This window comes from Methylobacterium sp. Gmos3, from assembly GCF_056430985.1.
Genome location: NZ_JBWJYL010000006.1, coordinates 1 through 22,122 on the forward strand (window position 1 = coordinate 1; position 22,122 = coordinate 22,122).

Consider the following 22,122-nt stretch of genomic DNA (forward strand, 5'->3'; position numbering starts at 1 on the left):
ATCTCTGGGAGACGATCCACAAAGCCTTCACGCGCTTCTCGCCCGAGGAGTGCCGCAACTACTTCACCGCGGCCGGCTACGAGGATGATGCTTATGCTTCAAGCTGATCGGGACCCGCTCTAGCCCATCTGGGCGCTGTAGATAGGCCAGAACGTTCCTAAATTGATTGCACAGTTCTGCCAGCTCGCAAAAGTTGGTGGCAGCATTTTTAATGTCATTCGATGACATCCCAATAAGTTGAGACCTACCGTCGCCTTCCCTTTCGCGTTCGGCATTCTCAATCATCCGCTTTAGATCGGGATTACCGCCGCCAAGATCAAATATGGGCTGAGTCAATCTGACATTTTGCCTGCGAGGTTCCTTAACCGTCGATATGTTTCCGTGAACGACATAATTTCTAGTACGCTTTGCCCTTCCGATGGCTTGATTGATCTGCTTCCACGCGGAAAAGAAACGATCATCCGAAGTGTAGGCAGAGCAAGTCATCGTAACAGCTTCGCTTACGATGCTTAGTCGCGTCTCAGTTGCGCTTGGGGTGTAATAGATCGCCATACCAAGCGCCCCGCCGTGTTGGGTGATGACCGCCCCAAGCAGACGAGCAAGCGCGTTTTCTAGACCGGCCCAGCCCGCGACAGCGGCTGCCACGCCCTCATGGACGGCCTTGGTCTCAGCCATCAAGGCAATTTCCTCCGCTGATGGCGGAGGCAATGGCGGCGCTTCGGCAGGCTCGTACGGCTCAATTGTTTCGCCGTTCCAGCGCCGCTGGCCTTGGAACTCTAGGAACTCCATGTAAGCGAGGTAGGGGATCTCGACCGCTTCCGGCGGGGCACTCTCGCGTGTGTAGATCGGTTCGGGATAGAAACCCTGAGGGCGCCCATCTTCATCAAAGACGGCGTAGATGACGGGATCTGACATGACCGACCGCGCGGCTGACCAGCGATCATCTAAAAGCCCACAGCCTGAGGCTGCGGACAAGGCTGCGCTGGACACCCCGCCCGACTGGGATCGCATGGGCCAGATAGCCGACCGGCTGCTCGCGCCCCGCCGAGAAACGGGCGAACCGCGAGATAAGAGGCACGCTCCTAAGCGATGATCAGCTTATGACCTCTGGCGCTGCGAGAAAGCCACACGGCGGAATATTCAGCGATTTTGTCACGGTGCTGAATATTGAGGCCAAGGGTTGAGTGCTAAGACCAGCCATGCGTTTAGGCGCTTGGGTTGGATCAATGCCAAACTATCACCCCGATACACCAACCGGATGCCCCTACCAAGGTGCGCGGGCGCACAACGGATTGATTTATCGGGGGGCTAGACGGGCGCAGGTTGCAGAGAGGGATTTCCTTTCTCATGCCGAGCGCCCTCAGTCCGAATGTGACAGAACTGTGTGCGATTACTGGGGATTATCAGTCTGGCTTTCAATCGAAGATGCGAAATTTGGTAGAAAAGCGAGTTCGTTTTTGCGAAAGCAGCATATCGCGGAAGGCCCCGTCACTGAGGCGGACGGTTGTATAATGCACACTCCAAAAAACGATCAACCAAATCACCATACATTTTGGAAAGATGTAAATGTTAATCTGGCAGAACGATTTACTGTAATACTTGCTCCTGAAGTTTAGTATCATGACCGCATGGCTCCCCGATACTGCACGGATTGATCTGGGCGGCCAACAAACGTTGGCTGCAAATGAAGTATTGTTTTATTACGACGAGCCGCTAATATTTACATCGGTGTTTTTATGCACGCCTGTTATTTGCTATAAATACGCAGAAAGTGACGAGGAAGAGTTCTCCTACTATATCGTAACCGCAACAAGCGAGAGAATTCTTTCGGCGCTGAGGGAAGGTCATCTTTCAATAAGGGGCGCCCTAGCGATGCCGACTTGTTGGATAGCCCAGCGTGGCCAAGGTGGAGTTGTTGGAGGATGTTGGGTTTGCTCATTCGGTGACATTCCGGAAATTGAGTTGCCTACCAGAAATACTGGGCTGCGACCTGACTTCGGATCTGTCCCTGACCAATTGACCCTTAGAAGCGCAGAGGCTCCTTTCATATCGATAAATTTTCTTGGAGGTAAACTACATGCAGGCGATATTAATTTTATTGATTTTAGAAATCTAGTCGAGAGCACTTACACTTGCTTGCGAGATATTGTACAAAGGGTCTTGCTTGAAAATTCGAGCGACGCGTTGTCGGTCGGTCAGTTGGAACGTATGCTTCATATACCATTCCAGCAGCCGCGGCTGGCTAGCCTTAAGCTCGATATAGGTCGACCAAGCCTTGAGTTCTCTGCTCGACACGACAATGCTAATGTTGATCTTGCTCGTGTAAATGAAGGGCTGGATAGAAATCGCGCTAGGTTTTTGGAAGTTGCCGGCCTTATTGGTGATCGAGCGGACGGAAGACGCATTCCGGCCGCGTTTGCCCGTGAATACATTGAAGCAATTGAAAATCTTATCGGGCTTATACCATCTCAAGATAGCATTTTTGATACTGTCGAAATCGTGGCAGAAGGCTCGCAGCGCGAGCGTGTCCGGATAGACTCTGAGGCAGGTCAAAGAATTATAGACGCCTACAAAATTGCTCAAAAACAATCAAGAACGCTTTCCGGCCAAGTGGTTGAAGTCAATTTTAGAAGCGATACATTTATCATTAAAACGGATACGGGAAGAGAAGTTACCTGTGTGGTTCCGCTTGGTTGGACCGGAGATCGTCCACGAAGGGCGGGGGAAGTGGTTACGCTATCAGGCAGACTACAGAAACGAAAGAGGAGAGATCTCTTCCTCATTGATAGAGATCCAAATTAAGTATGGTTTCATCGGCGTCTTAACAAGCGGCGGCGAAACCTCTCAGCCGTGTAGGTGTCGTTGGGCGCCGTCAGTCCGCCGATAGGTGAGGCGCTTGCCCGCCATGCCTTCTACGAGGCGGCAGGAACGCTCATAATCGCCGTATCCGACCGCGACGCGGTGATTGTAACGGAAATCGAACTCGGCAAGGTAGCGGTGCAGGTGCTTCTCAGCGCAGTGCTGATAGATGCCCTTCATGCCGCGCTTGAAGATCGAGAAGTAGCCCTCAATCGTGTTTGTGTGGACGACGCCACGGGCATACTCGCCATGCGAGTGCTTGACGGTGCTGTGCTCACCGAAGTGAGCCGAGAGACCGAAATACAGGCGGCTCTCGTCAGTGTAGACCTTGGTCTCAGTAGCGATATTAGCCTTCACAATGTCCATGACGGCGGGCTTTGTGGCGACCGCCGGATGGAATGAGCGAACCGAGCCACCACGCTCGACCAGCGAGACGACGGCGAGCTTGTTAGCCGGGCCGGTTCTGCCGCCCTTCGTGTAGGGGCCAACGCGGTGCGGGGACACGCGGCTCTCTTGGGTCTTGCCGATGTACGTCTCATCGGCCTCAACGGTCTTGCCCTCGCCACCAATGGGACCAGCGTCGTCAGCCGGGCGCATAGCCTCGCGCAGACGGTGCGCCATGAACCAAGCGGTCTTGTAGGTGATGCCGAGCATACGGTGCAGCTGGTGCGCGGAGACGCCCTTCTTGCTCGACGCCATCAGGTGCGTGGCCATCACCCACTTATGCAGCGGGATCTTGGAACGCTCCATGACGGTGCCGACCGTGACGGTGAACTGCTCGCGGCAGGCGTTGCACTGATAGACGCCGGGGCGGTGCTTCTTGCCCTTGAGGCCGGTGATCGCGGCTTGGTCGGCATTGCCACAGTGAGGGCACGTCTTGCCGTTCGCCCACCGACGCGACTCAAGCCACTCACGGGCGGCAGTGTCGTCGTGGAAGCGGGGATCGGAGAGGTTCATGGCGGGCAAGTCCGTTCGATTGGCCGAACTTACACCCGCCCACCTGCTTTGTCACGTATATAATTGCGATAAAAATCGTATCGTAGGCTCTTGGTCTTTTAACCTGTGATGGCGGCGCATGTCCGTCCTGCGATGCCGGAACGGCACCACACCCGGCACGTTGACCAGCGCGTTTCCATCGGCCACCCATCCCGACAGCGCATAAGAGTTCAGCATGGGCGAACCCCCATCATCGGCCGGTCGGAGCGGATCCCAGGTGTCGGACGATGCGGGCGCGGCGGCCCTGAGCGACAGCTTTCGCCAATTCGCGGACGTGGTCCCTCTCATGTTGTGGCGTTCCGACCAATATGGTCAGGCGGTCCACCACAATGAGTGCTGGTTGGAATTCACCGGGCGCACCCTGGAGGACGAGCTCGGGCGGGGCTGGCGCGAGGGCCTGCACCCCGAGGATTTCGAGCGCCACGCCAAGATCGTCGAGACGGCGCTGGCGGCGCGGGAGCCCTTCACCGTCGAATTCCGCCTGCGCCGGCACGACGGCGTCTACCGCTGGCTTCTCGACACGGCCCGCCCCCTCGTCGAGGAGGGGCGGTTCCTGGGCTATCTCGGCTCCTGCTTCGACATCACCGACCGGAAGCATGCCGAGGAGCATATCGAGCATGCGCTCGCCGAGAAGGAGGCTTTGCTTGCCGAAGTCTACCACCGGGTGCGCAACAACCTTCAGGTGATGGTGAGCCTGATCGGCCTCTATGGCCGCGCCGCTCCCGATGCCTGCCGGGGCAGCTTCGAGGCGCTGGGCCAGCGGGTGCGGGCCATCGCGCTCGTGCAGCAGCACTTGCACGAGGCGCCCCACATCGCCTCCATCGACCTGCGCGACTACCTGCGCCGCCTCGCCTCCGGCCTCGGGCAATTGCGCCGGGCCGGGCGGATCGGCGTGCAGGTGAATGGCGGCGGCAACGGTCTCGTGGAGCCCCGCACCGCCAACGCGCTCGGCATGATCGTCGCCGAGATCGTGGCCGAATGCCTCGACGCCACGGCCGAGACGGTGGCCTGCTCCATCGCTATCGGCATCGAGGCGCCGCCGGATGCGCCAACCACCGTGTCCATCGTCTCCAACGTCCGGGACGTGGCCGAGCCAAACCGACCGAACGTGCCGAAGCTCGGGCCGCGCCTCATCGCGGCCTATGCCGCGCAGGCCGAGATCCTGGCGAGCGGCGAGGCAACCCCAAGCGACCCGCTGCGGCTCGAACTGCCCTTGCCCCGCGCCCCCGAGGCGCCTTAAGTCCGACCATGCTGCCGCCGATCACGACCATCATCGACAATTTCGAGTTCATCGACGATTGGGAGGAGCGCTACCGCTACCTGATCGAGCTGGGCCGCCTGCTGCCCCCCGGTGACGAGGCCCTGCACAGCGAGGCCAACAAGGTGCAGGGCTGCGCCAGCCAGGTCTGGCTCGACCTCGCCGTCGACGAGGCCGAGGGTGCCCCCAAGCTCCGGGTGAAGGGCGACAGCGACGCCCATATCGTGCGCGGCCTCGTCGCCCTGATGGTCGCCCTGTTCGACGGCAAGTCCCCGCGCGAGGCCGCCGAAACCGATGCCTTCGCCCTCTACACCAAGCTCGGCCTCGGCGAGCACCTGACGCCCCAGCGCTCGAACGGCGTGCGGGCCATGGCCGACCGCATCCATCGCGACTCGGTGCGCCTCTCGGCCTAGCCGTTCATCCGCCACAGGCGGGTGCGCGCGCGCTCCGGCCCGCGCGCCTCGCGCTGCAACCCGTAATGCTCGGCGAGACGAGCGAGGGCGATGCGGGCCACCACCTTGGCCGAACGCGCCGGCCAGCGGCGCTCCGCCTCGATCCGCTCCAGCCCCTTCAGGAATCCGCAGAGGTCGAGGAGCAGGTCGGACAGGTCGGTTCCCACCGCCGCCATCGCCCCGCGCACCCGCTGGCGCGCCGCCACCGCGCTGTCGGACCCCGAGGCCGGGTCCCGCGCGCCGCCGCCATCGACGCGGGGGGCGGTCCAGTCCGCGCCCATCTTCGGCAGCATCAGCGCCTGGGCGATGTCCCGGCGCAGGCGCTCGCCCGCCTCGTATTCCACGGGGTCGATCATCGGGCGGCCATCGCGGTCGCGGCGGCGGGCCATCCAGGCGAGCGGGCTCTCCCCGGCATCGCGCAGCGGCGGTTCGTGAAGGCCCCTGCCCCGCACCGCGTCGAGATGCTGGTTGCGGAACGGCTCGACCTCGCCACCCTGCTCCCGCCGCAGCCGCGCGAGGCCCGGCGCCGTCACCACCACGCGCCCGCCCGCCATGGCCGCGGCGAGATCCGCCGCGCGCAGTTCCTCCCCGGCGCGCCGGGCGAAGCGACCACCGCCGAGGGAGACCCCGCCCGCGTCACGGCGGACGATCAGCGTCTCGCCGTCGAACGGATCGGGCCGCGCCTCGGCGCCCGGCGTGGCGAGGGCCGCCAGCAGGCGCGAGGCATCCCGCGAAAGGATCACGCTCGCCTGCGCCGCTCGCCGCTTCTCGCCCCGGCGCGTCGGCCCGAGGGCTCCGGTTTCCGTGCGCTTGTTCATGGTTTGTTCCCTCAACAAGACTCAATCGACTGCCAAGGGGAAGCACTAACAGAAAATAGTCTTAAGTCAAGAATTCAGGCCGCGCCGTCCACAGGTCGGGTCGGCTTGTGGCGCAGCACCTCGGCGATCTCGTCCTCGTCCTTGCCGCGGATGTCGTAGCCCATGGCTTCGAACCGCTCCACCAGCGCGTCGCTGTCGGCGGCGGACCGGGCGGCCCATTCCGCGAGGCGAGCGTTGATCGCCTCCAGATCCTCGGCGGGGCTCGCCTCGCCGGTTACGGGATCACGCGCCATGATCGTTCCTCGCCGCTGGGTCAGCTCGGCTTCAACGCGGCGGGCGCGCAAGCGTTGCCCTGCCCCGGACCGGAGTCCGGGGCTGGGTCGGAGGATCAGGCGGCCTGCCCGAGCCCGCCGCGCGGCTGGCCGAGACCGATCGCCTTGGCGAGGTTGGAGCGGGCCTGGGCGTAGTTCGGCGCCACCATCGGATAATCCGGCGGGAGGCCCCACTTGGCCCGGTACTGCTCGGGGCTGAGGTTGTACTTCGCCCGTAGGTGCCGCTTCAGCGACTTGAAGTTCCGCCCATCCTCCAGGCAGACGATGTATTCGTCGGTCACCGACTTCTTGATCGGCACCGCTGGCTCCAAGGGAGCGGTGAGCGCCGGCGCCACGACCTTGCCGGTCGCCACCCCGACCAGCGCATGATTGATGCGCTCGATCAGCGGGACGAGCTCTTCCGCCGGGACATTCTTGTTGCCGACATAGGATGTGGCGATCTTGACGGTCATCCGCATCCGGTCGAGCGCGACTTGCTGTCTTTTCATGACCTTAGATCCTTACCGCAGGGGCGGTTAATGATGAGCCCGAGTCTTTTCTCGTTGCGTGCTGAGTTTCTTAACGCGCAGAGTGAATTTTCATTGACTATTGTGCTCAATGCAGCCGGAGCCTGACTTCGAGACGACGACACCATGCAGCATTTGATTCGGATATGACATCGAAAAAGGCATCGCAAGACTCATGTTTGGGAAAATTGACGAATCAATTGCTTCAACGATTGCGTATTTGACTTGGTAAATCTCTCCTGCGGTAGTATTTCAGTCTATAATTCGATCTTCAGTTGCTTTTCGTCTCGCCGGCCGCCCCGCTTGCCACCGCCGGCCGCACACGGCACACCCGGCACCCTGGAACCGCGGACGGAGTGGGCACGGATGCTGAAGGGTAAGGGCGGGGACGCACCGGTCGCCGAGATCCGTCCCTCGCAGGTCACCGTCCACGGACGGGTGATCGAGGACGATTACGCGTGGCTCAAGGCCGCGAACTGGCAGGCGGTGCTGAAGGACCCCGCCGCGCTGCCGGAGGACATCGCCGCCTACCTGCGCGCCGAGAACGCCTTTACCGACGCCGCGCTCGCCGGCACCGCCGACCTGCGCAAGCGCCTCGTCGCCGAGATGCGCGCCCGCATCCGCGAGGACGACAGCGGCGTGCCCGAGCCGGACGGCCCCTTCGCCTACTACACCCGCCACCGGGATGGCGGGCAGCACCCCCTGGTCTGCCGCCGCCCCACCCGACCGGAGGCGCCGCTCGGCCTGCCGGAGGAGGAAACGATCCTCATCGACGGCGACAAGGAGGGCGCGGGGCTCCCCTTCTTCGAGATCGCCTCGGCCTCCCATTCGGACGACCACGCCCTTCTCGCCTGGGGCGCCGACACCAAGGGCTCGGAACTGCACGCGATCCGCGTGCGCGACCTCGCCACGGGGGAGGACGGGCCGGACCTGATCGAGGCGACCTCCGGCGAGGCCGTCTGGACGGCGGACGGCAGCGGGTTCTGGTACGTCGCCCTCGACGCCAACCACCGCCCGGCGCGGGTGATGCTCCACCGGCTCGGCCACCCCCAGGCGGAGGACGAGACGGTCTACGCCGAGCCTGATGCCGGCTACTTCGTCCATATCGGCAAGACGCAGTCGGGCCGCTTCCTGGCGATCGTGGCGAGCGACCACGAGACCTCGGAGGTGCGCCTCATCGAACGTGCCGCGCCCGAGACGCCGGCCATCCTCGTCCAAGCCCGGACGCCGCTGCTGATCTACTCGGTGGACGACCACGGCGAGAGCCTGTTCATCCGCACCAACGCGGACGGCGCCGAGGACTTCAAGGTCGTCACCGCGCCGCTCTCCGATCCCGGTATGGAGAACTGGCGGGATCTGGTGCCGCACCGGGCGGGGGTGATGATTCGCCACCTGCACGTGCTCTCCGGCCACATGGTGCGGCTGGAGATCGAGAACGCGAAGCCGCGCATCGTGGTGCGCGACCTGCTCGACGGGCAGGAGCACCCGGTGGCCTTCGCAGAGGAGGCCTATTCCCTGGGCCTCCAGCCCGGCAGCGAGTTCGCGACGGCGCGGATCCGCTTCGTCTATTCCTCCATGACGACCCCGGCCGAGACCTTCGACTACGATTGTGCCAGCCGCGAGCGCTACCTGCGCAAGCGCCAGGAGGTGCCGAGCGGGCACGATCCGGACAAGTACGTGACGCGCCGCCTGTTCGCGACCGCCGAGGACGGGCAGGAGGTGCCGATCTCGCTGCTGCACCGGAAGGGACAGGCCCTCGACGGCTCGGCGCCGCTGCTGCTCTACGGCTACGGCTCCTACGGCACGCTGATGCCGGCGGCCTTCCGCACGAACTTGCTTTCGCTGGTGGATCGCGGCTTTGTCTACGCCATCGCCCATGTCCGGGGCGGCACCGAGAAGGGCTGGCGCTGGTACCTCGACGGCAAGCGCGAGAAGAAGCCGAACACCTTCACGGATTTCGTGGCCTGCGCGCGGGCGCTGATCGCGGCCGGCTACACGGCGGAGAAGCGCATCGTCGCCCATGGCGGCTCGGCGGGCGGAATGCTGATGGGGGCGGTGGCCAACATCGCGCCGGAACTCTTCGCCGGCATCGTCGCGGACGTGCCCTTCGTGGACGTGCTGAACACGATGCTCGACGCGGAATTGCCGCTCACCCCGCCGGAATGGCCCGAATGGGGCAACCCGGCCGAGAGCGTCGCGGCCTTCGAGACGATCCTCGCCTATTCGCCCTACGACAACGTGCAGGCGAAGGCCTATCCGGCGATCCTGGCGCTGGGGGGCCTCACCGACCCGCGCGTGACCTATTGGGAGCCGGCGAAGTGGGTCGCCCGTCTGCGCGCGACGATGACGGGCGGGGGGCCGATCCTGCTCAAGATCAACATGGAAGCCGGCCACGGCGGCGCCGCCGGCCGCTTCGACCGCCTGGAGGAGGTCGCCCTGATCTACGCCTTCGCCCTGGCGGCGGCGGGGGTGGAGTAGGAAAGCCGAAGCTCCTCGGCGAGTTCGGGGTGGCGGTCCAGCACGCGCATGAGTTGGATCGTCGGCCCGCTCGGTTCCACGAGGCCGCGCTCGTACTTGTCGAACGCGTTCTCGCCGACCCGCAGCAAGGTGCCGGCCTCGCGCTGGGAGAGTTTCAGCTTGCGCCGGACCCGGCGGATGGTCGCCGGGCTCGGCAGCCCGTCGATCCTCTCCTTCAGGGTCCGCAGAGCCGCATCCACGACGGTCATGTCATCGCCGACATGAACCCCCTCCCCCTCGCCTTCGGGGTAATAGCCCGGCAGGTCGACGGTGAGCGTCTCGCCCTTGTACGTCACCGCGAAGGGGCGCACGCCGCGCGCGAGCGTCAGGCCCGTCTCCGGCGAGGTCATCGTCTCGGGCAGGATCGGCGGGGGCATCTCACCGCTCCTTGAACGACATGAGGCGAAACTCGGTCACCACGTCTGCCTGAACCTTCACATAGAGAATCAGGCCGTCGACGGGTGCGTGATAAACGTCCTGCCAGACGCGATGGTCGGCGAAGGTGGTCATCGACTTCACGAACATCGCGCGTTCGAGGCCTGCGATCGTCGCGGCGATGCCATGCCGGTCGAACCCCAGCGCCGTGGCATCGCGCAGCGCGGAGGTCGTGATCGCCAGCGTCTCCCGTACGCCAAGCACCTGCTTGACCGCATCGAGGTCGTAGGTCGGTCGACGCTTCTCCATAGCAGGATACGCTGCCACCATAAAGGTGGCAGATCAATGTGTCGCTACGGTTGCGGCGAGACCGGCTCCGGGGCCACCGGGGCGGGCGCTTCGCTGCGTTCGCGGGCCTGGCGCTCGGCCTCCTCGGCGGCGAGCTTGTCCGCGTAGGCCTTGAGGGCAGCGGCGCGGGACTTGTCGAACTCGATCCGGTCGCGGCGGCGCTGGCGCTCGATCTGGTCCGCCTCGTTCAGCTCCAGCGTCTCCAGTTCGCGCTGCAGGACGAAGGCCGCGAGGCCGGTGGAGAGCGGCCCAACATCGACGCTCCGCGCCGGGTCGGCGAGGCTGCCGGTGAGGCCGTACTGGATGGATGGCGGACCCGCCGGCCAGCCCTGGGGCACCGCGCCGCCGGTGAGGGTGCCGCGCGCGTCGAGGCGGCCATCGCGAAGGTCTTCGCTGACGCTGCCGGCCCAGCGCGCGGGGCCGAAATCGATATCGAGGGGGCCGGCGCGCAGGACGCCGCCGACGATGGTGGCGGGCGCCGAGACCGGCGCCGGAGACTGCGCTCCCGCCTTGGCGAGTTCCTGCGAGACCAATGCGCCGAGCCGCCCCTCGCGGAGCGGATCCTCCATCTCGGTGGCGACCGCGAGGGCACGGCCGGGGGCGGTGGGATCCAGGCCCGCAATGGCGAGGTTCTTCAGCGTCAGGCGCCCGCTCCCGGCGAGGTTGGCCGCGAGCGCCGGCAGCGTCTCCGCGCTCGCCGCGAAGCGCAGCCCGGCGGTGAGGCGCCCGGTGAGCGCCCGCCCGCCGGAGAGACCGGCGAGGGACAGGTCTTCCGCGCTCCCCTCCCCCGTCACGGCGAGGCTATCGCCCCGGCGCGCCAGGGTCGCGGTGCCGGACAGGCGCCCGTCCGCCAGCCGCGCCGTCAGCCCGCCGAGGGTGAGGCTGTCCGGCTCGATGCCGAGGGTGAAGGCCGCGTCGGAGGCCACGAGCCCCCGCCCCAGATCGAGGCTTCCGACGCTGAGGTCGAGGCTGCCCTGCGGCCGGGGCGGCAGCGGGGCGGCCCGCCCGCCCTCCTGCGGCATGAGCAAAGCGGCCGCGAGGCGGGGCAGCGACAGCCGCGCGAGGCGGGTGCTGCCGCGCAAGGCACCGTCTCCGGCGCGGATGAGGGTGCCCTCGACGGACGCGCCCGCGACCGTTCCGGCGATCGCGGCCTGCGGATCGCCCCCCTCCGCCGACAGGGTCGCCGTGAGGTCGGCGGGCCATGGGCCCGGATCGAGCCGCGCCGCGCCGGCCAGCGTCAGGAACGGCGCGATGTCGGCGCCGCGCAGGGTGATCCGCCCGCCCTCCGGCGCCGCCCCCTTCGCGGGCAGCAGGATCGGCTGATCGGTGGCGAGATTCACGCCCGCCACGGTGCCGGCGAGGGTGACGGAGAAGCCCGTGCCCTGCGGCTCCTTCGGAAGGCGCAGTTCGGCGGCCGGACCGCGCGGCTCGGCGGTGAGGTGCAGTTCCGCCGGCTGCTGCAATCCGGGAATGTCGGTGCGGCCGAACCATGCGCCCGCGCGGGGCGTGGCGAGCGTGCCGTTTCCGGCGACGAACCGCCCATCGCGGCTGCGGATCGCGAGGTCGAGGGTGCCGCCGCCCGCCTTGCCCTTGGCCTGTACACGCAGGACACCGCTTTCCGGCGCGTCCCGGTCGAGGATGACGGCGAGGTCGAGGGGCGCCGTGCGCAGGAAGGCGGGGATCGCCTGAAGCTCGTCCGACCACACCCGTTCGAGCAGCCCGATGAGCGGCGCGGCGGCGGGCGCCTGGAGCTTGCCGGCGATGCGGCCGGTGCCGTCCGCCGCGATCGAGCCGGAGAGCTTGGCGCTGGCGCCCGCCAAGTCCGTCACGTCGAGGCTGTCGACCACGATGCGGTTTCCGTCGGACTGGATCCGCGCGGCGATGGTGCCCGCGCCGGAGCCGACCGCGCCGAAGCGCACGTCCCTGGCCTGCAAGGTCAGGCTCAGGTCCATGGTCTGGAGGGCGGAGAGCGCCGTGCCGGAGGGCGGCAGGGCGGAGATGTCGAGCCCGCTCGCCAGCAGCTGCGCCTCGAACCGGCCGCGCCCCCCGCTCTCGGGGGCGACGTAGCGGGCATTGCCGCTGAGGCGGGCGGTGCCGAACCCGGCGCGCAGGTTGCGCAGGGAGAAGTCCGAGGGAGAGGCGGCGACATCGGCCGAGAGGTCGATGGGTCGCCCGTCGAGGAGGCCCAGCCACGGCCCCTCGGCGCCGAGGCGGCGCAGCAGACGCCCGAGCCCGTCCGATTGCTTGGCCAGCAGCGAGACCGGCCCGGTGAGTTGCAGCGGCGACCCTTCGATCTCGCCGCTGGCGGTGATCCGCGCCTCGCCGGGGGCGGTGGCCGCAAGGCGCCGGAGCAGCAGCCCGCCGCCCCGTTCCGCCGTCCCGGCCATCGCGATGTCGCTCCATTCGGCGCCCCCGAAGGCGGCGCTGTCCATGGCGAGGTCGAAATCGAGCATCACCGGCAGATCCCAGCCGCCGCGCGGGATGCCGCGCGCCAGCAGCGCCCCACCCTCGGTGGAGGTGAGGAAGGCATCGAGATCGAGCCGGCGCGCCTTGAGCGCGAGGGAGGCCCGCCACTGGTGCAGGTCGAGCCGGCCGCTGCCTTCGAGGCGTAAGGACTTGCCGCCGGGATCGACATCCAGGCTCGCCTGATCGAACCGCACCTGCGTGCCGCGCGACTTGAAGGTTCCGGCGAGGGTGAACGGCAGGTACGCCCCCGCCGCCTGGCTCGGCGGACCGACGACGAGGCGCGCGTTGCCCTCGGCGCGCACGAGGCTCGCCTCCGCGTCGGCCTCGTCGGGGGCGAGGCCGAACCTCGCATCCACCTCGAACAGCGGAAAGGCGTCGCCGCCGCCGGAGATCTTCACCGGCAGGCGGCCCTCGGGATCGGGCGTCCCGCTCACGGCGCGGAACGGCACGCCGCCGCTCGTCGCCTCGACGCGCCAGGGGCCGATGAGCGCGGGCGCCTGCACCCGCACGTCGTCGGCGGTGAACTGGTCCGTCCGGCCGGTGGAGAGCACCGCCGTGGTGACGAGGAATTGCTGGATCTGAAGGTTCTCGATGGCGAGATCCTTCGCCCGCAGCCCGTCGAGCAGGCCGCGCGGCAGGCGGATCGATTCGCCCTCGCCCACCGGCAACCGGATCTCGGCCCGGCCGATCCGCGTCTCGGTGAAGCGCGCCTCGCCCTTGAGGAGGGGGGCCAGCGCGATCTCGGCCTTCACGAAGCGCGCATCGAGCGCCACGCCGTCCCGGCCGCCGATGACCAGCCGGTCGACGCGCAGGCGCGGCGAGGGCAGCAGCCGCACCTCGACCGTGCCCTGGCTCTGCACGGGCACGCCGAGCGATTGCGACAGGGTGCGGTCGATGAAGGCCCGGTGGGCCGTCCAGTCGATAAAGGGCGGAATGGCGAGCGCCGCGATCAGGACGAGGACGATCGCGCCTGCCAGCGCGGTCAGCAGATCACGCACCGTTCCCGTTCCAGACCTCGCCGCGTGCCCCCGTGGGCCGCCCGCCCGCGCCTATAGCATGAAGGGGGCGGGCTCGCGCGAGCCCTCAGCGGCCCGTGGCGCCGCCAGCCCTGGGGATGGGCGACGGGACGGGCGGCGGGGTCGGGGCGCTGCGCGGCTGGTTCATCGTCGCACCGCTGTTGGACGACGGGCTGGCGCCGATCTCCTGCGACCGCTGGGTGCTCATCCGCGACATGGATTCGTTGGCGGCGTTGGGATTGTTCTGCTGCACCTGCGCCATGGCCGGCGCGGCGGCGAGGGCGAGGGGCATGGACAGGGCGACGAGGGCGGTGATCCGGCGCATGGCGTGACCTTGCGGTGTCTGTTTTCGGGGCGTCTGACAGGTCAAGCGGTGGCCGGCGACGGGGTTCCGGCCTCGACGCCGTTCGCGATTTGGTCCAGTGAGGGGCGATGTCGAACCGCCCGAATGCCCTGCCCACCGCGGACGGCCCCTCCGCTTCGATCACCGCCCGCGCCCTCGGCTCCCTGAGGCGGGATTCGGATTCCTATCTGGATGGGTTGAACCCCGAACAGCGCCTCGCCGTCGAGACGACGGAGGGGCCGATCCTCGTGCTCGCGGGCGCGGGCACGGGCAAGACGCGGGTGCTGACCACGCGCATCGCCCACCTGATCTCCACCGGCCGCGCCCGGCCGTTCGACATCCTGGCCGTGACCTTCACCAACAAGGCCGCCCGCGAGATGAAGTCGCGGATCGGCACGCTGATCGGCCCGGCGGGCGAGGGCATGCCCTGGCTCGGCACGTTCCACGCCATCGGCACCAAGATCCTGCGCCGTCACGCCGAACTGGTCGGGCTGAAATCGGACTTCACCATCCTCGGCACCGACGACCAGCTGCGCCTGATGAAGCAGGTGCTGGCCGACCAGAACATCGACGAGAAGCGCTGGCCCGCCCGGTCCCTGGCCCACACGATCGACGGCTGGAAGAACCGCGGCCTCTCGCCGGAACAGGTGCCGCCTGGCGAGGCGACCTCCTTCGCCTTCGGCAAGGGCGGCGCGCTCTATGCGGCCTATCAGGCCCGCCTCGCGACCCTCAACGCGGTGGATTTCGGCGACCTGCTGCTGCTGTGCCTCAAGCTCTGGCGCGAGAACCCGGACGTCCTCGAAAACTACCAGGAGCGCTTCAAGTACATCCTCGTCGACGAGTACCAAGACACCAACGTCGCCCAGTACCTGTGGCTGCGCCTGCTGGCGCAGAAGCGCAAGAACGTGGCCTGCGTCGGCGACGACGACCAGTCGATCTATGGCTGGCGCGGCGCCGAGGTCGACAACATCCTGCGCTTCGAGCACGACTTCCCCGGCGCCACCGTGGTCCGGCTGGAGCGCAACTACCGTTCGACGGGCCACATCCTCGCCGCCGCCTCGGGCCTCATCGCCAAGAACGAGAGCCGCCTCGGCAAGACGCTGCGCACCGAGGACGAGCCCGGCGAGCCGGTGACGGTGACGGGCGCCTGGGATTCGGAGGAAGAAGCGCGCCTGCTCGCCGAGGCCATCGAGTCGCTTCAGGTGAAGAAGCACCCGCTCTCGGAGATCGCGGTGCTGGTGCGCATCTCGGCGCAGATGCGCGAGATCGAGGACCGGTTCGTGCAACTCGGCCTGCCCTACCGGGTGATCGGCGGCCCGCGCTTCTACGAGCGGGCCGAGATCCGCGACGCGCTCGCCTACCTACGCGTCACCATGAACGGCAGCGATGATCTCGCCTTCGAGCGGATCGTCAACACGCCCAAGCGCGGCCTCGGCGACGCCACCTTGCAGCAATTGCACGGCTACGGCCGCGCCGAGCGGGTGCCGCTGCTCACCGCCGCCCGCCGCCTGTGCGAGACCGACGAGCTCAAGCCCAAGGTCCGCCAGACCCTGCGGGCGCTGACCGAAAGCTTTTCCCGCTGGGCGCGCCTCGTGGAGAGCCAGCCGCACAGCGAGGTCGCGCAGACGATCCTGGAGGAATCCGGCTACACCGAGATGTGGCAGAAGGAGCGCTCCGCCGACGCCGCAGGCCGGCTGGAGAACCTGAAGGAATTCGTCCGCTCCATGGAGGAGTTCCCCGACATGGCGGCCTTCCTCGAACACGTCTCCCTGGTGATGGAGGCCTCCGAGGCCGAGGGCGCCGACAGGGTCTCGCTGATGACGCTCCATGCCGCCAAAGGCCTAGAATTCGACACGGTGTTCCTCCCCGGCTGGGAGGACGGGCTGTTCCCGAACCAGCGGGCGCTGGACGAAAGCGGCCGCGCCGGCCTCGAGGAAGAGCGCCGCCTCGCCCATGTCGGCCTCACCCGCGCCCGCAAGCGCGCGAAGCTCTCCTTCGCGGTGAACCGGCGCATCCACGGGCTGTGGTCCTCGACCATTCCCTCGCGCTTCATCGACGAATTGCCCGCCGCCTCGGTGGATGTGGTGGACGCCCCCGCCCATTATTCGGCCGGCGCTTCGCGCTTCGACCGCAACCCACAGCCCTTCGGATCGAGCTACGGCACGCCGGGCTGGCAGCGGGCGCAGGAGCGCACGAATGCCAATACCGGCGGGCGCGGCTTCGGCGCCTCGCCCGGCCGGCGGGGCACGGCCTCGTCGGGTCCCCGGCAGATCGAGGGCGAGCTGATCGCCAAGTCGACGGGCACCCCGTCGGCCTACAGCACCGGCCAGCGGGTGTTCCACACCAAGTTCGGCCCCGGCGAGGTCGCGGCGATCGACGGCAACAAGCTCACCGTCGATTTCGACAAGGCGGGGCGGAAGATGGTCCTCGACAGCTTCATCCAGCCCGCCTGAGCGTGTCCGCCGGGACACGGCGAACCGCCTGATTCGCCTTTCTGCGCCCCCGGCCCAAAACCGTCACCCGTGAGTCACACCCGGCGAACAAATCTGGCGCGCGGCCGATTTTGGTGTGTCGGTTGCTTCGCCGGCTCCGTTCCGGGGGTGAAATGGTTTACTCTCCACAGGCAACCTTCGATGCCCCGGAACTTCGATGAGTGACAAGAATTGGCTCATCGCTATGCTTGAAAGTAGCAGGAGTACGTAGATTACGTCGGTTCAGGTACACGTCCAGATAGGCCAGCCCCGTTGGAGTGTTGACCCATGAAGAGACGCCGCGCACGCCTTGAATTGGTTGAAGACCGAACGACCCGCCTCCACCGCACACGCTTCGACGAGGAACGGCACCTCAGCCCGATCCAACCCCTCACAGACCGACAGGCCGAGTATCTCGAAGCCCTCGGCCGCTCCCCTCAAGTGATCGTCCTCGGCCCCGCCGGCACCGGCAAGACCTTCATCGCCGGAACCCGCGCCGCCGACCAGCTCCGCCAGCGCCGCATCGCCAAGGTCGTGATCACGCGGCCGAACGTGCCCTCCGGCCGGTCGCTCGGCTTCTTCCCCGGAACCCTTGAAGAGAAGATCGCCCCCTGGGTCGCCCCGCTCACTGAGGCGATGAAGGAGCGGATGGGCGCCGGCGCCTTCGAGATCGCGCTCAAGGCCGGGGACATCGAGATCGTCCCCTTCGAGGTGATGCGCGGACGCACCTTCAAGAACTGCCTCGTGATCCTCGACGAGGCGCAGAACACCACCACCAGCGAGATCAAGATGTTCCTGACCCGCATCGGCGACGATTGCCAGGTCATCATCAACGGCGACGTGTCGCAGACCGACCTGCGGGAGACCTCGGGCCTGCGCACGGTGATCCACCTCGTGAAGAGCCGGATGATGCCGATCCCGGTGGTGGAGTTCACCCGCGCCGATATCGTGCGGTCCGGCATCTGCGCCGAATGGGTCGCAGCCTTCGAGGAAACGAATCTCTGACTTGACCGTTACTCACGGCGGACCGGCAACGGTCCGCCGTGCCCTCGCGGGCACGAGAAAGCTCCCCGAACCTCCCCCAGCGGGAGGACAAACCGGGTGTCATCCCGGCAAACGGAAGAATTGGAGTCTCCCTCGTGAGGAAACTGACCCTGACCGCCGCCGCCTTCGCGTCCCTGTTCGGCGCGGCGCTGGCGACCCCCGCCCTTGCCGTCCCCGCCTCGCCGACCGCCATCGCAGCCCCCGAGGCGATGACCACGACGGTGCAGATGGAGCGCCGGATGATGCACCGTCGCATGGAGCGCCGGATGATGCACCGTCGCATGGAGCGTCGGATGATGCACCGTCACATGGAGCGTCGCATGATGCACCGTCGCATGATGCGCCACCATATGTGATCGGCTTCGGCGCCTTCCGGCATGCACCGGGGGGCGCCACCCCAGACGACGACGAACCGAGCCGGGCCGGCGTTGCCCCGGCGCCGCAAGATTCTTATGTCGGGGCGCTTGCGGTCCCCGGAACGGCCAGCGCCGCCGGCGCGGCTTCCGGAGGACCGTCCCGGGAGACGGACGATGCCCCCCTCCAACCGCCTGTTCGACGACCTCGCCCGCCTGATGACGGACGCCGCCGGTGCCGCCCAGGGCGTCCGCCGCGAAGCGGAGACCGTCGTGCGCGCCCAGGCCGAACGGCTGATCCGCGATCTCGACGTGGCCTCCCGCGAGGAGCTCGACGTTCTGCGCGATCTCGTCACCACGCTCCGCACCCAGAACGAGGCCCTGACCGCCCGCGTCGCCGCCCTGGAAGCCAAGGCCGGCTCCGCCGCCGCCGGGGTCGCGGGGCTGAGCGAAGGGGCTTGATTCCGGCGGAAACGGTTTTGCACAGGAAGCCGCTCCGGCGATTCCGTTTCCTGTTCACCGATCCTGCAATCGGCTTTGTGTCGCGAGTCGCGCCCGGTTTATATTGGGCCATGGACTGATTCGGGGCCGGTGGAAGGATGAGAGCGGACGTTTCCTAGTCGTTCTCGTCGTCCACCGACCAATCAGTCAAACAACTCTCGATCTCGGGGCGTCGAGGCGCCTCCCGTCACGTCGTCTTTGCGCCGGCACGGAGTACATCCGCGCCGTCAACCTGGATCGTCATGCCGCTGCTTCACATCGACTATTACGATCCGAACCGGTCCGAGCACCCGCTCGACGTGGTCGAACGGCTGGCCTCGCTGCGCGACTGGATCTTCGACCGGGCGGAAACGGACGAGATGTCCGTGACCAGCCCCGGCCGCTGGACTGATTATCACGTGGCCTTCACCTGGATCGAGGATGTGGAGGCCCTGCACGTGGCCTGCGCCTTCGACCTGAAGGTGCCGGAGCGCCGCCGGCCCGAGATCCAGAAGCTGATCGGCCTCGTGAACGAGCAGCTCTGGATCGGCCATTTCGACCTCTGGTCCAGCGACCATGTGGTGATGTTCCGCCACTCCCTGCTCCTGGCGGGCGGGGCGGTGCCGACCCAGCCGCAATGCGCGACCATGATGAAATGCGCGGTCGATGCCTGCGAGCGCTACTATCAGGCGTTCCAGTTCGTGCTCTGGGCAGGCAAGAACGCCCGCGAATCCCTCGACGCCGCCCTGTTCGAGACCGAAGGCGAGGCGTGAGCGCCGAAAACGGAATGCCCGCCTCGCTGATGCTGGTCGGCGCGGGCAAGATGGGCGGGGCGATGCTGGCGGGCTGGCTCGATGCCGGCCTCGACCCGGCCGCCGCCACCGTGATCGACCCGGCGCCCTTGCAGACCATGGCGCGGCTCTGCGCCGAGCGGGGCGTGGCCCTCAACCCGGCCGACCCCGTGCCGGCCGCCGTGCTGGTGCTGGCGATCAAGCCCCAGGGGCTCGACGGCGCGGCACCCGGTATAGACCGGCTGATCGGGCCGGACACCCTCCTCGTGTCTGTGCTGGCCGGCAAGACCGTCGCCGACCTGCGCGGGCGCCTGCCTGCGGCGCGGGCGGTGGTGCGGGCGATGCCGAACCTGCCGGCGAGCATCGGCCACGGCGCGACGGGGGCCTTCGCCAACGGCGAGGTCTCCGAGAGTGGGCGGTCGGGCGCAGATGCGCTGCTCGCGGCTGCCGGCACGGTGGCATGGCTCGACGACGAGACGATGATCGACGCCGTCACCGCCGTGTCGGGCTCCGGTCCGGCCTATGTCTTCCTGATGGTCGAGACCCTGGCCCAGGCCGGGATCGAGGCCGGTCTGGCGCCGGACGTGGCGACGCGGCTGGCGCGGGCGACGGTGGCCGGCGCGGGCGCCCTGCTCGACGCGGACCCGACCGAGGCCGGCGCCCTGCGTCAGGCCGTGACGTCTCCCGGCGGCACCACGGCGGCGGCCCTTCAGGTTCTGATGGCCGAGGACGGGATGGCGCCGCTGATGCGCCGGGCGGTGGCCGCCGCCAAGCGCCGCGCGGGCGAATTGTCGGGCTGATCCGGGGCCGCTCTTTCTGCGGCATCCCGCGCCCGCCCCTGACATGGGGCCGATCCGCGCCTAAATGGGATGCAGGACAGACCGGAACGACGACCTGCGATGACCGAACCCAAAGGCCCGCCCAAGCGCCCCCGCAAGGCCGCGGCCCCAGCCGCCTCCCCCGCCGCAACGCACACCTCTGCACCGGAGCACGAGGCGGCGCCGGCCGCCCCGAAGCTCCCGCCGCGCGAGGCCGCCGTCGAGGCGCTGATGCGGCTCGCCGCCGAGCAGCCTTGGAACGACATCGAAGTGAGCGACATCGCCCGCGAGGCGGGGCTGACGCTCGGCGAATTGCGCGAACTGTTTCCCTCCAAGGGCGCCGTGCTCGGCGGCCTCGCCCGCATCATCGACCGGAAGGTTCTGGAGGGCGACGGATCGGACCTCGCCGACGAGCCGACGCGGGAGCGCCTGTTCGACGTGCTGATGCGCCGCCTCGACGCGATGACGCCTTACAAGATCGCGCTGCGGCGGATTTCCTACGCCCTGCGCGGCGACCCGTTCTCACTGCTCGCCCTCAACGGCGTGATGCTGAACTCGCACCGCTACATGCTGGCCGCCGCCGGCATCGACACGGAGGGGCCGCTCGGCCAGTTGAAGCTGCAGGGCGTGGTGATCGCCTTCGCCCGCGTCACGCAGGTGTGGCTGGACGACGAGGATCCCGCGCTCGCCCGGACCATGGCGCGGCTCGACAAGGAGATTCGCAACGGCGAGCGGTTCATGGAGCGGGCGGAGGACGTCCGCCGCCTCACCGCCCCCCTGCGCGCCGTGGGCCGCTCCCTCCTCGACCGCCGCTCGCGGGCGGACCGGGACGAGACCGCTCACGACGAGCCGCCGAGGATGTGAGCGCCGAAGGAGAGCATTCCCCTCGCCTCGCTTGCGGGGAGAGGGCCGCGACGACCCCGTCGTCGGCGCGGTGAGGCGGCAGCCGAGGGTGAGGGGGCTCACAGGACGAGCCTCACCCGGCACGCCCCCTCACCGCCGCTCCGGCTTCGCCTGCGCTTCCCACGGACACGACAAGGTGTCCGTGGGCCTCTCCCCGCAGGCGGGGAGAGGGGTTGCCCGCGCTTGGTGAGGGGCGGGTAAGAGAGCGTCGGCGGTGAGCATTCCCCTCGCCCCGCTCGCGGGGAGAGGGCTTCGGCGACCTTGTCGTCGCCGAAGCGAGGCGGCAGCCGAGGGTGAGGGGGCTCGCCGAAAGGAGCTCTCCCGGCGAGCCCCCTCACCACCGCTCCGGCTTCGCCTGCGCTTCCCGCCGACACGACAAGGTGTCAATGGGCCTCTCCCCGCAAGCGGGGAGAGGGGTTGCCCGTGCTTAATGCAGGCCGGGTATAAAATTGCGTCTCAGGACAACCGCCCCGCCAGCACGTCCCGCACGGTGCCGACCATTTCGCCGCCGGTGAGGCGGTCGCGCTCCACGGTGAGGGCGTCGGGGATCATGTCGGCGATGCCGTCGTCGGTGTCGTCGCTCGCGAAGACGATGCGCAGGTTCGGCCGCAGCGCACGCGCCTCGACGGCGAGGCGGCTGCAGCATAGGCCGCCCTGTAACGCCGCGTCGATGACCATCACATCGACAGGCAGACCCAACGCCAGCACCGTCATCGCATCGACCCCACGGTCACAGACCGTCGCCTGGAAGCCGACGCGGTGGACATGCGCCGCCGCCTCGTCGCGCCAGCGTTTGTTATGCCCGACCACGAGCACTTGGATGCGGTAGCAACCCCCGGTAGCGGAAGGAAACCGTACGGAGGGTCCGACGGCGGCTGATCCCATGCGCGTAAGACCACCACTTCGCGTTGCGATGCGGTATGCTAAGCCGTCAACGTGAATTCACGCAAGGGTGGAATCGCGAAATTGCCCCAAA

21 protein-coding genes and 1 pseudogene are annotated in these 22,122 nt (G+C 67.4%); 12 read left to right on the forward strand and 10 right to left on the reverse strand.

Annotated elements, in window-relative coordinates:
* A pseudogene (locus tag ACS5Q7_RS13125) lies at window positions 1–107 on the forward strand (IS630 family transposase); the annotation flags it as partial.
* Here the strand turns inward: ACS5Q7_RS13125 and ACS5Q7_RS13130 are convergent.
* Window positions 64–915 (reverse strand): hypothetical protein, encoded by an 852-nt coding sequence (locus ACS5Q7_RS13130; protein ID WP_478339763.1) that lies wholly within the window; start codon window positions 913–915, stop codon window positions 64–66. The pseudogene ACS5Q7_RS13125 and the gene ACS5Q7_RS13130 sit on opposite strands and share 44 nt — an antisense overlap.
* Window positions 916–1,620: 705 nt before the next feature.
* On the opposite strand from ACS5Q7_RS13130, the gene ACS5Q7_RS13135 reads away from it, so the two are divergent.
* Window positions 1,621–2,802 (forward strand): hypothetical protein, encoded by a 1,182-nt coding sequence (locus ACS5Q7_RS13135; RefSeq protein WP_478339764.1) that lies wholly within the window; start codon window positions 1,621–1,623, stop codon window positions 2,800–2,802.
* A gap of 42 nt (window positions 2,803–2,844) precedes the next feature.
* Here the strand turns inward: ACS5Q7_RS13135 and ACS5Q7_RS13140 are convergent, their stop codons facing one another.
* Window positions 2,845–3,816: an IS1595 family transposase gene (locus ACS5Q7_RS13140; RefSeq protein WP_478339765.1), complete on the reverse strand. Its 972-nt coding sequence runs from the start codon at window positions 3,814–3,816 to the stop codon at window positions 2,845–2,847.
* A 214-nt stretch (window positions 3,817–4,030) separates the two neighbouring features.
* On the opposite strand from ACS5Q7_RS13140, the gene ACS5Q7_RS13145 reads away from it, so the two are divergent.
* Together ACS5Q7_RS13145 and ACS5Q7_RS13150 are read left to right on the forward strand one after the other, a co-directional pair.
* Entirely contained in the window at window positions 4,031–5,095 is a 1,065-nt protein-coding gene (locus ACS5Q7_RS13145; RefSeq protein ID WP_478339766.1) for a sensor histidine kinase, read from the forward strand.
* An 8-nt stretch (window positions 5,096–5,103) separates the two neighbouring features.
* On the forward strand, window positions 5,104–5,526 hold the full coding sequence (locus ACS5Q7_RS13150) for a SufE family protein (RefSeq protein WP_478339767.1): 423 nt from the start codon (window positions 5,104–5,106) through the stop codon (window positions 5,524–5,526).
* On the opposite strand, the gene ACS5Q7_RS13155 is transcribed toward ACS5Q7_RS13150, so the two are convergent.
* From ACS5Q7_RS13155 to ACS5Q7_RS13165, 3 genes are all read right to left on the reverse strand, one after another.
* The gene (locus ACS5Q7_RS13155) at window positions 5,523–6,383 is read right to left on the reverse strand and encodes a DUF6456 domain-containing protein (protein ID WP_478339768.1); all 861 of its coding nucleotides are present in this window, start codon (window positions 6,381–6,383) and stop codon (window positions 5,523–5,525) included. The two genes, ACS5Q7_RS13150 and ACS5Q7_RS13155, sit on opposite strands and share 4 nt — an antisense overlap.
* A gap of 74 nt (window positions 6,384–6,457) precedes the next feature.
* A complete protein-coding gene (locus tag ACS5Q7_RS13160; RefSeq protein ID WP_478339769.1) occupies window positions 6,458–6,676 on the reverse strand; it encodes a hypothetical protein in 219 nt (72 codons plus the stop codon).
* 95 nt (window positions 6,677–6,771) lie between these two features.
* Window positions 6,772–7,203, reverse strand: coding sequence for a Ros/MucR family transcriptional regulator (locus ACS5Q7_RS13165; protein ID WP_478339770.1), 432 nt, complete (start codon window positions 7,201–7,203; stop codon window positions 6,772–6,774).
* Window positions 7,204–7,587: 384 nt separating this feature from the next.
* On the opposite strand from ACS5Q7_RS13165, the gene ACS5Q7_RS13170 reads away from it, so the two are divergent.
* A complete protein-coding gene (locus ACS5Q7_RS13170; protein ID WP_478339771.1) occupies window positions 7,588–9,699 on the forward strand; it encodes a S9 family peptidase in 2,112 nt (703 codons plus the stop codon).
* Here the strand turns inward: ACS5Q7_RS13170 and ACS5Q7_RS13175 are convergent.
* The 4 genes from ACS5Q7_RS13175 to ACS5Q7_RS13190 all read right to left on the reverse strand — a co-directional run bounded on the left by ACS5Q7_RS13175 (window position 9,663) and on the right by ACS5Q7_RS13190 (window position 14,268).
* Window positions 9,663–10,115: a type II toxin-antitoxin system MqsA family antitoxin gene (locus tag ACS5Q7_RS13175; RefSeq protein ID WP_478339772.1), complete on the reverse strand. Its 453-nt coding sequence runs from the start codon at window positions 10,113–10,115 to the stop codon at window positions 9,663–9,665. The genes ACS5Q7_RS13170 and ACS5Q7_RS13175 overlap by 37 nt on opposite strands.
* 1 nt (window position 10,116) lies before the next feature.
* Entirely contained in the window at window positions 10,117–10,422 is a 306-nt protein-coding gene (locus tag ACS5Q7_RS13180; protein ID WP_478339773.1) for a type II toxin-antitoxin system MqsR family toxin, read from the reverse strand.
* 44 nt (window positions 10,423–10,466) lie between these two features.
* Window positions 10,467–13,925 (reverse strand): AsmA family protein, encoded by a 3,459-nt coding sequence (locus tag ACS5Q7_RS13185; RefSeq protein ID WP_478339774.1) that lies wholly within the window; start codon window positions 13,923–13,925, stop codon window positions 10,467–10,469.
* 85 nt (window positions 13,926–14,010) lie between these two features.
* A complete protein-coding gene (locus ACS5Q7_RS13190) occupies window positions 14,011–14,268 on the reverse strand; it encodes a hypothetical protein (RefSeq protein WP_478339775.1) in 258 nt (85 codons plus the stop codon).
* A 107-nt stretch (window positions 14,269–14,375) separates the two neighbouring features.
* On the opposite strand from ACS5Q7_RS13190, the gene ACS5Q7_RS13195 reads away from it, so the two are divergent.
* The 7 genes from ACS5Q7_RS13195 (at window position 14,376) to ACS5Q7_RS13225 (ending at window position 21,107) form a co-directional block, all read left to right on the forward strand.
* Window positions 14,376–16,739 (forward strand): ATP-dependent helicase, encoded by a 2,364-nt coding sequence (locus ACS5Q7_RS13195; protein ID WP_478339776.1) that lies wholly within the window; start codon window positions 14,376–14,378, stop codon window positions 16,737–16,739.
* A 306-nt stretch (window positions 16,740–17,045) separates the two neighbouring features.
* Window positions 17,046–17,762 (forward strand): PhoH family protein, encoded by a 717-nt coding sequence (locus ACS5Q7_RS13200; RefSeq protein WP_478339777.1) that lies wholly within the window; start codon window positions 17,046–17,048, stop codon window positions 17,760–17,762.
* Window positions 17,763–17,896: 134 nt separating this feature from the next.
* Window positions 17,897–18,157 (forward strand): hypothetical protein, encoded by a 261-nt coding sequence (locus ACS5Q7_RS13205; RefSeq protein ID WP_478339778.1) that lies wholly within the window; start codon window positions 17,897–17,899, stop codon window positions 18,155–18,157.
* A 174-nt stretch (window positions 18,158–18,331) separates the two neighbouring features.
* Complete coding sequence (locus ACS5Q7_RS13210; protein ID WP_478339779.1) at window positions 18,332–18,616, forward strand: accessory factor UbiK family protein; 285 nt, start codon at window positions 18,332–18,334, stop codon at window positions 18,614–18,616.
* A gap of 281 nt (window positions 18,617–18,897) precedes the next feature.
* Window positions 18,898–19,407, forward strand: coding sequence for a type III secretion system chaperone family protein (locus ACS5Q7_RS13215; RefSeq protein WP_478339780.1), 510 nt, complete (start codon window positions 18,898–18,900; stop codon window positions 19,405–19,407).
* Window positions 19,408–19,421: 14 nt separating this feature from the next.
* Entirely contained in the window at window positions 19,422–20,225 is an 804-nt protein-coding gene (gene proC / locus ACS5Q7_RS13220; protein WP_478340127.1) for a pyrroline-5-carboxylate reductase, read from the forward strand.
* A gap of 99 nt (window positions 20,226–20,324) precedes the next feature.
* Window positions 20,325–21,107, forward strand: coding sequence for a TetR/AcrR family transcriptional regulator (locus ACS5Q7_RS13225; RefSeq protein WP_478339781.1), 783 nt, complete (start codon window positions 20,325–20,327; stop codon window positions 21,105–21,107).
* 495 nt (window positions 21,108–21,602) lie between these two features.
* Here the strand turns inward: ACS5Q7_RS13225 and ACS5Q7_RS13230 are convergent, their stop codons facing one another.
* Entirely contained in the window at window positions 21,603–21,956 is a 354-nt protein-coding gene (locus tag ACS5Q7_RS13230; protein WP_478339782.1) for a response regulator, read from the reverse strand.
* Between the last annotated feature and the right edge of the window lie 166 nt (window positions 21,957–22,122).